12 protein-coding genes are annotated in these 10,673 nt (G+C 41.0%); all 12 read right to left on the reverse strand.

The annotated features are described in order from the left end of the window. Positions 1 to 1,235 precede the first annotated feature (1,235 nt). Complete coding sequence (locus AACT42_RS01795) at positions 1,236 to 1,451, reverse strand: TIGR02450 family Trp-rich protein (protein WP_045572420.1); 216 nt, start codon at positions 1,449 to 1,451, stop codon at positions 1,236 to 1,238. A gap of 687 nt (positions 1,452 to 2,138) precedes the next feature. Further along, positions 2,139 to 2,426: a type II toxin-antitoxin system RelE family toxin gene (locus AACT42_RS01800; protein WP_010320326.1), complete on the reverse strand. Its 288-nt coding sequence runs from the start codon at positions 2,424 to 2,426 to the stop codon at positions 2,139 to 2,141. Next, complete coding sequence (locus AACT42_RS01805; protein WP_001250181.1) at positions 2,416 to 2,667, reverse strand: type II toxin-antitoxin system Phd/YefM family antitoxin; 252 nt, start codon at positions 2,665 to 2,667, stop codon at positions 2,416 to 2,418. The genes AACT42_RS01800 and AACT42_RS01805 overlap by 11 nt, the downstream gene beginning before the upstream one ends. Positions 2,668 to 2,878: 211 nt before the next feature. Then, complete coding sequence (locus AACT42_RS01810; RefSeq protein ID WP_010320665.1) at positions 2,879 to 3,412, reverse strand: GNAT family N-acetyltransferase; 534 nt, start codon at positions 3,410 to 3,412, stop codon at positions 2,879 to 2,881. Further along, positions 3,409 to 3,678, reverse strand: coding sequence for a type II toxin-antitoxin system TacA family antitoxin (locus AACT42_RS01815; RefSeq protein ID WP_337247229.1), 270 nt, complete (start codon positions 3,676 to 3,678; stop codon positions 3,409 to 3,411). Before AACT42_RS01815 ends, AACT42_RS01810 begins: the two co-directional genes overlap by 4 nt. 221 nt (positions 3,679 to 3,899) lie before the next feature. Beyond that, positions 3,900 to 4,673 (reverse strand): aminoglycoside phosphotransferase family protein, encoded by a 774-nt coding sequence (locus tag AACT42_RS01820; RefSeq protein WP_161441920.1) that lies wholly within the window; start codon positions 4,671 to 4,673, stop codon positions 3,900 to 3,902. Positions 4,674 to 5,806: 1,133 nt separating this feature from the next. Further along, entirely contained in the window at positions 5,807 to 6,445 is a 639-nt protein-coding gene (locus AACT42_RS01825; RefSeq protein ID WP_046224726.1) for a hypothetical protein, read from the reverse strand. 595 nt (positions 6,446 to 7,040) lie between these two features. Continuing rightward, the gene (locus AACT42_RS01830) at positions 7,041 to 7,577 is read right to left on the reverse strand and encodes a hypothetical protein (RefSeq protein ID WP_057556422.1); all 537 of its coding nucleotides are present in this window, start codon (positions 7,575 to 7,577) and stop codon (positions 7,041 to 7,043) included. Between the two features lie 139 nt (positions 7,578 to 7,716). Beyond that, entirely contained in the window at positions 7,717 to 8,181 is a 465-nt protein-coding gene (locus tag AACT42_RS01835; RefSeq protein ID WP_017046620.1) for a GNAT family N-acetyltransferase, read from the reverse strand. 192 nt (positions 8,182 to 8,373) lie between these two features. Continuing rightward, the gene (locus AACT42_RS01840; RefSeq protein ID WP_176429055.1) at positions 8,374 to 8,655 is read right to left on the reverse strand and encodes a hypothetical protein; all 282 of its coding nucleotides are present in this window, start codon (positions 8,653 to 8,655) and stop codon (positions 8,374 to 8,376) included. A 755-nt stretch (positions 8,656 to 9,410) separates the two neighbouring features. Next, positions 9,411 to 10,241, reverse strand: a complete 831-nt coding sequence (locus AACT42_RS01845; RefSeq protein WP_094131841.1) for an MBL fold metallo-hydrolase — start codon at positions 10,239 to 10,241, stop codon at positions 9,411 to 9,413. 134 nt (positions 10,242 to 10,375) lie between these two features. Continuing rightward, positions 10,376 to 10,673, reverse strand: a 298-nt coding sequence (locus AACT42_RS01850) for a glutathione binding-like protein (protein ID WP_094183073.1), incomplete at its 5' end; no start/stop codon positions are given.

Genomic DNA, 10,673 nt, shown 5'->3' on the forward strand with positions numbered 1-10,673 from the left:
ATAGAACGCAGAACTAGATGGCATATAACGCCTTGCTAAGGTGTGAGTAACGCAATACAAAAGCTACCGCACAGCGCCTTAATCACATAAGCCACCGCAAAGTGAAAATGCCAAGCGTTACGAATCACTCTTAAGCAATTTGTTAGTACATGCGCTACTTCTATTTGTGCGCTCCAAGATATTGAAAAGTGGCATAATATGAAAGGCTTTGAACACTGAAGTGAGACGGGCAGCTACAAAACTTTACCTCGATTGAAAGACGAAAGTTGGCTAGAAGAAAAACGCACTGAAGCCCCCTACTTTCACTGGCTTCAAATTAGACAAGGATTCGATCCTCGCACTCCGACGGCAACACCAAAGAAAGACAATTCTGACTTAGTAAAAGCCACGAAAAAGAAGAGGCGCCAAAGAAATAGGCTAAGAGTTAGAAACCGTAAACGGTGAAATCAAAGCAAACACTCACCATATAGTGCCACCGGAAAGAACGTGAAAGGTACAAACTGAAAGGTGTAAAGACGAGCGCCAAAACAGATAAATACCAAAACTTATGACCTTTGATGTCAAACCCGTACTAACGCCCGGCTAAGGGGTTGACAACGCACCGCCGAACTTAAAAAACACACTGTAAACACTGAACTTCAATTTTGCACCAAAGCCGCCACGCGTTGGCAATCCCTCTTGAGCCGTTTGTTATGCAAATTCAATGAGATAAACTGACCTTACACGACCAAATGCCACAATTGCAATGGTTGAGTGATTCAAGAATCAACCCAAGCAAGAGCCGTGATAAATAAGCCGCCAAAACAAAGTCCACCTTTCAGCAACAAACCAAGCTTTTGAATCAGACAAACTCAACAAGCAAGATTTTCAGCAAGTACAAAATGCTCGATAAACTTGCCCTTTCCACACTTTGCGCCCACAAAATTCGCAACGCGCCAACGTTAAAACTGATTGAGGCAAACAAAGAACCTTGTCTGTTTTACGGCTTGAGTGAACCACGAATTTTAAGGTCAAAAAGCTCATTTGCCGACAACACAAAACGAATGGCCGGAGAAATCTAAAAAGATTGAACCCCTAAATTTACCTGAGTTGCATAACGCCCGCTTAAGGGGCAGACAACGCTACTACCAACTTTCCGCATAACACCGTAACCACAAAAACCAACGCATAGTAAAAATGCCACGCGTTGGCTGTCCCTCTTGAAGCGTTTGTTAGGTGTATTGCCCAAATGCCGATTATGTCCAACCTTGAGACCACTTTTGTTCATTTTTTAGCTCTAGCCAATCAATGGAATATTCATTTTTGGAAAGAACAGATTCTAACTTACACAAAGTTACCGAACCGTCCTCTTCATACTCAACTTCTGACACCAAAAAGTGTTTCTCTCGATTTATCGGTTTTACAGCTGTCCATTTGCTATTGCGCAATTTTACCGGATTAATCTGATTCATTTTCAACTCCATAACATTATGAATTCATTTTGGATAATTCATTATTTTACGGACATTTTGAAAAATAAGTTCAATTGATGGCTGCGTTACTAAAGAACACCTAACGCCCGGCTAAGGGGTTGACAACGCACCGCCGAACTCAAAAAACCACTGTAAACACTGAACTTCAATTTTGAACTAAAGCCGCCACGCGTTGGCAATCCCTCTTGAGCCGTTTGTTAGGCCAACTGATTGACACCGAGACTTTCAAAACCAAAGGACGAGCTTTTTTGTAAACTTGAAACAAACTAACCGACTCATTTATAAACCAAAATGCTAAATCAGCAAAGAAACAAAAAACTCAAATTGAGCGATTTGGAAGAAAAGTGACGAGCGTAGCATGCTCGGCGGACGTTTGAATGCTGAAGGTTATTTTGCCGCTGAATTCACAACGCTAAACAACCCAACGCGATCAAGAAACAGCAAATATGTGATGATTATTTATTACTTAAATTCAGCCATGAAAACATGGAATTTACCGTTCAATTCCAACTCGATTTAGCTGATAAAAGCTCACCTTGCCTAACGCCCGCTTAAGGGGCAGCCAACGCTACTATAAACTCACCGCATAACACCGTAATCACAAAAACCAACGCATAGTAAAAATGCCGCGCGTTGGCTGTCCCTCTTGAAGCGTTTGTTATGCCGCTAGCTGAAGCGTGAAGCGAGTTTCTTATAAACAGCGTCTTTATCTCGTTTACCAACAGCGAGTACATAAACGACAACTTCATTGTCGATGACTTCATAAGCCAAACGATAACCAGCTGTACGAAGTTTGATTTTGTAAACAGAATCATAACCCCGTAACTTTGATGATGGAACGTGGGGATTTTCTAGCCTTTCTTTGAGTTTCTTTTTAAATTGACTCTGAATAGTTGGCGCTAGCTTACTCCACTCCTTTTGGGCTGCCGGCAAAAACTTTAACTTATAAGTCATCAATATTGATTTCCACAGCTTGCGACAAATCACCACGACGACTATCTACTATTTGGGAAAGCTCATAATCATCAAGCATATCCATCAGATACTCGTAAGTTTCAGCCGGTACAAGGTAAGCTGCGGGTTTGTTGTGGTTAAGGATCGCAATAGCTGAACCATCAGCCTCGTTCAAAAGAGCAGTTGGGTTTTTCTTTAACTCTGAAATACTGGCAGAGCAATTCGCTAATACCTGTCTCATAACTTCACCATATAAGCATTAAAATCAGACCTAATTTTAGACCTTAATTTAAGTAATTGCTAGAGGTTTACAAAAGAGGCATAACGCCCAATTAAGTGGTGAACAACGCACTGGCCAAGCCGCTGCATTGCACCGTAAAACACTTTACCTGACGCATAGTAAAACTGCCACGCGTTGAGAATCCACTTGAATTGTTTGTTATATTCGTAGCCTATTGATTAAAAAGCTGTTCTACCGTTTTCATTGGTAAGAACATACGAATACGCCCATTATGTTCGCACAACACTTCAAAACCGAACTTCGTATAGAACGCTTGAGCGGAGTCTGTCAGACAGTCCACAACAATTGCGTATACCCTCATGTGATGATTCACTTCCCACAAGTACTTCAGTGCACGAATTAGACTAATTTTTCCGAGCCCTGAGCCATGAAACTCTTTGTGCACAGCTAATTGAGCCAAAAGAAAAACAGGGATTGGATACCTAGGAAGTTTCTTTGCTAGTTGTGCCGGCAATGTTTCTCGACTGATTGAACTCGGTGCAACACTATAAAATGCACAAATAGCGAATTTTTGATTTAACAATGGTTGAGCACTAGGTAAAACCATTGTTCGGCTAATACCTGCTTGCATGTGCTTTGCAGCTTGAGTTTTGATAAATGTGTTTAGCTCTTGCTCACCACAGTCAAATGAGTCGCGATCATGCTTTGATTTACTAAGTTCTACAAACTCTTTACCCCAACTCACTTGATACCACTCTTATCTGTAAATTTAACCGCTTCAAGCAAAGCTTTATTCGGTGTTTTTACTTTATTACACGCAGCCATAAACTCGTCAAAAATACTGTCTTTAACCACAATACTTTCGTGCTCCTCAATAACATGAGTCGCATCTTCGTCCATAAGTCTCACTACATATTCAGTGAGACTTTTTAAACCAAGTAAAGCCGATGCTTTTTCGGCTTTTGCCTTGATCTCTTCATCAAGGCGGATATCTAAACGTGCCGTTGCCATAACCCCTCCTGCGTACGGATGCATTCCGTAACCTGAGAGATTATAGTCCAAACTTAAAGCACATTCAATTCGTACGGAAAGTTTACGGGACGAGGGAGAATATAACGCCCGCCTAAGGGGCTGGCAACGCATAACACCAAACTCAAACACAACAACCGTAATCACCACGGCTCAATGGGACTGGAAACGCCGCGCGTTGACAGTCCCTCTTGAGGCGTTTGTTAGTTGCACAATGCACAATGAATTTTTTGTTTATTTTCAGTGATATATTCTATGTCATTCAGATAAGCTTGAAGATGACCTTGCTCTATGTTTTCAGCAAAGGATTCATTGCCATTTTCGGCTTCACTACGCATGAAAGATACTAAAGCCTGTAATCGCTGAACCATAGCATCTGCTAATTGTTCTCTTTCTGATTCAGTTGTGCCGTAACTGTCACAGAACAACTTAGCTCTAACCACCTGCTCTGAGATTGTGCCCAGCTTATCATTGCTGTCGGTTTTGAAAGGAGACCAGCAATAAACTGAATATGCAAGGTCCCATATTCTAGGTGCTGGGTGCACTGTATCGAAGTCAAACACACCAACAACTGTATTTTCTAATAGGGCAACATTGTATGGGGTAAAGTCACCATGACAGATAACCTCAAATGGTTCTCTCGGGTCTAACATCCATCGGTGTGCATTGACATCGAGTTGCTCCAAGAGTGACGCTGTTGAGTCATGTATTTTTCGTAGTAATTTGCCCGCTGACATGAGTGCATCATTTGTTGCGATTGCGCCAACTAGCGGATAATTGTAGGTATTACCTGCGACAAAACTTAAGATTTCTTGGTTTTGATTAACCCCTAGAAACCTGGGGATTTCGTCTACCTTTGCTCGCTCAAGATGCTTCAAAATAAGATGAATTGTAGAACTCCATGGCTGAAGAGGTCGATAGACGACTTCACCGTCTCGATATATTGCAGATTCTCTTCCGCCTGATAATTCTTCCACGATACCTCCCTGTGCAACTAACGCCCGGCTAAGGGGTTGACAACGCACCGCCGAACTTAAAAAACACACTGTAAACACTGAACTTCAATTGTGCACTAAAACCGCCACGCGTTGGCAATCCCTCTTGAGCCGTTTGTTAGGCCAACCGATTGACAACAACACTTTTAAAACCAAAGAATAAGGTTTTTTTACCAACTTAAAACCAACTAAACGATTCATTTATAAACCAAAACGCTAAATCAGCAAAGAAACCAAAAAACTAAAATTGAGCGGTTTGGAAGAAAAGTGACGATCGTAGCATGCTCGGCGGACGTTTGGATGCTGAAGGTTATTTTGCCGCTAAATTCTCAACGAAAAGCAACGCAACACGATCAAGAAACAACAAATATGTGATGATTATTTATTACTTAACTTAAGCCAGAAAACATGTAATTTACCGCTCAATTCCAACTCGATTTAGCTGATAAAAACTCACTTTGCCTAACGCCCGGCTAAGGGGTTGACAACGCACCGCCGAACTCAAAAAACACACTGTAAACACTGAACTTCAATTTTGCACTAAAGCCGCCACGCGTTGGCAATCCCTCTTGAGCCGTTTGTTATGCAAATTCAATGAGATAAACTGAATTTACACGACCAAAAGCCACAATTGCAATGGTTGAGTGATTCAAGAACCAACCGAAGCCAGAGCCGTGATAAATAAGCCGCCAAAACAAAGCCCACCTTTCAGCAACAAGCCAAGCTTTTGAATGAGACAAACTCACCGAGCGAAAACTTCAGCAAGTGCAAAATGCTCAATTAACTTGCCCTTTCCACACTTTGCGCACGCTGAATTGACAACAAACCAGCACCAAAACTCATTGAGGCAAACAAAGAACCTTGCCTGTTTTACGGCTTGAGTAAACCACGAATTTTAGGGTAAAAAAGCTCATTTGCCGACAATACCAAACGAATGGCCGGAGAAATCCAAAAGATTGAGCCCCTAAATTTACCTGAGTTGCATAACGCCGCATTAAGTGGTGAACAACGCGAGCACCTAAGCCTAAACCTTGCCACATATAGCACTGAAGCCGACCTAAACCGAAATTGCCAAGCGTTGAGAATCCGTCTTAAATGCTTTGTTATAAAACAATTTACTGCTCCGTAACATCCATAGACTTGGGTGTCGGTATAACACCAATAAATCGCGCTAAACTCAACAATGTCATGAACAAACCTATCATTGCTTGCCCAATAACTAGTGAGTAAGCTAAAACCCCTAACGGTGTCACGTTGTAAAATCCGAAGCTAGTCATTACAACAAAACTCGTGTAAACCGCTCCTAAAACACTTTCGTGAGATCCATCAACTGCGAATGCGAACATGTTTTGAAAGAAAATATATTGCGCTGCAAACCAAAAAATAATCTCGAAATAGTTCTGCATCAATAAAATTACAATTCGTCTGTAACCATGCAGCTTGTATTCTTTACCAGCTTTGATCGCTCGATATTCATCAAACAAAAGTACATTTGTTTGATAAATCACAACCTCATAAACCCTTAATAATGCATAAGAAGCTATAGCAAAGCCGATATATTGATTATTGATGTATAAAACAGCAGGCACAGACGCTATAGATAAAAACACATGACTTAAAGCCCATATTTCAGAAAAACGACCAGTTCTAGCTTTAGGGCATAGCCTTCTGACCAAGTTGAAAAATGAAATTTTTCCAAGCATTTTGAATACAAATGCCCAAAAATCAACAATAAACGAATCTGACTTTTCCATAAATCTCTCTTGTTTTATAACGCCCGGCTAAGGGGTTGACAACGCACAACCGAACTCAAAAAACACACCGTAAACACTGAACTTTAATTTTGTACTAAAGCCGCCACGCGTTGGCAATCCCTCTTGAGCCGTTTGTTAGGCCAACCGATTGACACCGAGACTTTCACAACCAAAGAACAAGGCTTTTTGTAAATTTTAAAACAACTAACCGATTCATTTATAAACCAAAATGCTAAATCAGCAAAGAAACAAAAAACTCAAATTGAGCGGTTTGGAAGAAAAGTGACGAGCGTAGCATGCTCGGCGGACGTTTGGGTGCTGAAGGTTATTTTGCCGCTAAACTCACAACGAAAAGCAACCCAACGCGATCAAGAAACAACAAATATGTGATGACGATTTATTGCTTAATTTAAGCCAGAAAACATAGAATTTACCGTTCAATTCCAACTCGATTTAGCTGATAAAAACTCACTTTGCCTAACGCCCGCTTAAGGGGCAGCCAACGCTACTGCTAACTTTCCGCATAGCACCGTAATCACACAAACCAACGCATAGTAAAAATGCCGCGCGTTGGATGTCCCTCTTGAAGCGTTTGTTAGCTCTTTTTCTGCGGCCAACCGTACGTCTCGTCATAGCCAGACTCAATTTGAAGTCTAAGAATAAGGTTTTCGACGTCAGCATAGTCTGAAGGATACACTAATTTTATTTTTCCACTTGCCCGTTCAAGCTCAGATTTCTTTAATGGCACATGATACTTGGATGCCCATTGCACAAAGATTGTGAGTCTACCAAGCAATTCAAGTTGAGGTTCTGATAGTTCCAAATGCAGCTTATCTGCAACATCTGTTAGATCGTGTGCATTTTTGTGGAAATGATTTGGATATAACCGGTCATTCGAGGTGTCAGGTTTATGTTTATATACAAGAGCACCTTTCAGAGCATTTTCAGCGGCGAGACCAAGCAGCAACATAGCTCCTTTCATCGCACCAACATGACGATAATTATCCTTTTCACTCGTGTTCATCTCCCGAACTGAAAATACTTCATAAAGAGATTTTGAAGCTTCAAACATCTGCCAAGCTTGCCTAAACCAATTTTCTGGGGTCGAAACATCCTCTTTAAATTCGATCACCAATCCTCCTATTTATAGAGCTAACGCCCGGCTAAGGGGTTGACAACGCACCGCCGAACTCAAAAAACACACTGTAAACACTGAACTTCAATTTTGCACTAAAGTCGCCACGCGTTGGCAATCCCTCTTGAGCCGTTTGTTATGAAGCAATTTCACACGCCATACTAACGAAGTTTTCATCACCACTATCTGTGATTTGGTAGCCTAAACTACTATAAAAGCCTATGGCTGATTTGTTGCTTTTAAAACTAGATAATGTAATGAGATTTCTATTTGCTTCAGCCGCTAGTTGATGGATGTGATTGATAACCTTAAAACCCAATTTTTTCTTCTGATGATCTGGAAAGATGATCAACAAATGGATATGAAATGCTTGATCGTACGGTTTGAAGCAAATAAGACCGACTCTTTGATTTCGATAAGTTACCCAATAATACCAGCTATGCTGATATTCAGTAGTTAAGCGATGATACTGGTATTCATCATCCCACCCATAAACGGGTTCAACATGAAGTTTAAGAGCTTGCTTTGTCGCCGAAAATACATTGCAAAACTCTGATTCAGCTACTGGTTCCAGTACGATATTTTCATGTGGTTTAGTCATGATTGCCTCCTGCTTCATAACGCCCGGCTAAGGGGTTGACAACGCACCACCGAACTTAAAAAAAACACTGTAAACACTGAACTTCAATTTTGTACTAAAGTCGCCACGCGTTGGCAATCCCTCTTGAGCCGTTTGTTATATTTTCATTCTCTACGCTAACGTGACCGACTGTTTAGGATTGCCGAAAAACCATTAACAAACTGATATTTCGTGCTTTTCCAAAACTGTAGCAGCTTCCGCACGCTCAATGATTTTTAACAATACAGATTGAATCGCTTCGTCTTCGCGGGCATCTTTGTCACTTGTAAAACGTTGTATTTGGGGATCGGCATTCTCTTCAGGTAAAAAGGTGATAACGACTTCGGTCGCGAAGTCCGTCGTTTTACCGAAATACTCTAATGATATTTGCGGATAACCTTTGAAACCTCTTTGTACTCGTTTCAATATGCGTTTTTTCGCTTTATCCACGTTCATCATGAATCCTTTTGGTTGCTGAACTTAAAAAAATATAACGCCCGGCTAAGGGGTTGACAACGCACCGCCGAACTTAAAAAACACACTTAAACACTGAACTGCAATTTTGCACTAAAGTCGCCACGCGTTGACAATCCCTCTTGAGCCATTTGTTATGCAAATTCAATAAGATAAACTGACTTTACTCGATCAAAAACCACAATTGCAATGGTTGAGTGGTTCAAGAATCAGCCCAAGCAAGAACTGTGATAAATAAGCCGCCAAAACAAAGTCCACCTTTCAGCAACAAACCAAGCTTTTGAATCAGACAAACTCAACGAGCGAAACCTTCAGCAAAAGCAAAATGCTCGATAAACTTGCCCTTTCCACACTTTACGCCCGCTAAATTCACAACAAACCAACGCAAAAACTGATTGAGGCAAACACAGAACTTTGCCTGTTTTACGGCTTGAGTTCACCATGAATTTGAAAGTAAAAATGCTCATTTGCCGACAACACAAAACGAATGGCCGGAGAAATCCCAAAAGATTGAAACCCTAAATTCACCTGAGTTGCATAACGCCCAATTAAGGTGTGAAGCACGTTACCACATTACTGAAATTGAGCGCCGTAAACACTTAAGTTGACCCAAACCAAAAATGCCAAGCGTGCTGAATCACTCTTAAATTGTTTGTTAGCAATATTTCCCGTTTCAGTAATTTTATTTAATGCACTAACATTCAATTGCATTGAATGTTCAGGTTTAACCGATTCCGCTACTTGACTAATTTTTCTTTCGCTAATTTTTCCTGCTGCTCTAAAAATGTAAAAAAGTTGGACTTGCTTATAAATGGATTGACTTCTGAACCGTTTTTTCGTTTATCACGATTAGCGAACAAATCATTTTTATGTGGGTGATTTGCTAGGTTCACGGTCACAACAGGAGGTTTTAGTGCAATCTCTCTGATTCTATCCATACTTTTGAAAAATTGATTCGCTAACTCTGGATTTTTGGCACTCAAACTATGCCCACCGACGACAAACGCACGATATAGTGCACCGCTATCTTGCACCATAAAATCTAACGAAAAGTCACCCTCGGTATGACCAGGTGTAATATAAAATTTAAACGGCTTCCCTCCGATTTCGAGAGTCATTTCATCTTTAACAATAAAGTCTACATTAGGCGGCAAAAATTTATTGGCTCCCTCACTCTTCTCTGCTTGTTTTTTCGCTAGCTCATGACCTTTTGAGGTCATCACAACTATAGAGCCATACTTCGCCTGAAGGTATTGTGCCCCCCCAACATGATCAGAATGCCCGTGAGTAGCTAAAATATGCGTAACTGGCTTCTTCTCTAACCCTAACTTTTTAAGATTAATCGGTATCCATTTAGAATAAGGGAAGTCTAGTGTATCAATAATAACTAGCCCTGTATTTGTCTCGACTGCGTAAGAGGAAACCCATTTATCACCGACATAATACACATCGTCAAACATTTGAAAGGGTTCAACATACCCATTTTTATCATTCATCTCTGGAATATCGTCATTTGCTCTTACACAAACTGAAACCAATAAGAACAGAACAACACTCAACTTTTTCATATAAACTCCTATATTGCTAACGCCCGCTTAAGGGGCAGCCAACGCTACTACCGAGCTTCCGTATAACACCGTAATCACAAAAACCAACGCACAATAAAAATGCCGCGCGTTGGCTGTCCCTCTTGAAGCGTTTGTTATGTGTTTGTTTCCGTCATACCAACGTAGCCTGCTTGCTCTTGGAGTCTTTTGCACCACGCTTGAATATTGGGGTAATCGGATAAGTTAAATCCACCTTCATCAGCAACATGCGTATAGGCGTACAGTGCAATATCAGCAATCGTGAGTTGCTTACCGACAAGGTAATCCGTTTGGGCTAAGCGACTTTCCATTATTGATAAGGCTTTATTACCTCCAGGTTGTAAGGCGTGATATTCCTCTAACCTTGACTCTGGCATACCTTGATATTTTTGGATAAAACGGGCCACTGCAATA

This window comes from Vibrio sp. V15_P4S5T153 (assembly GCF_963874485.1).
Lineage (GTDB): Bacteria > Pseudomonadota > Gammaproteobacteria > Enterobacterales > Vibrionaceae > Vibrio > Vibrio anguillarum.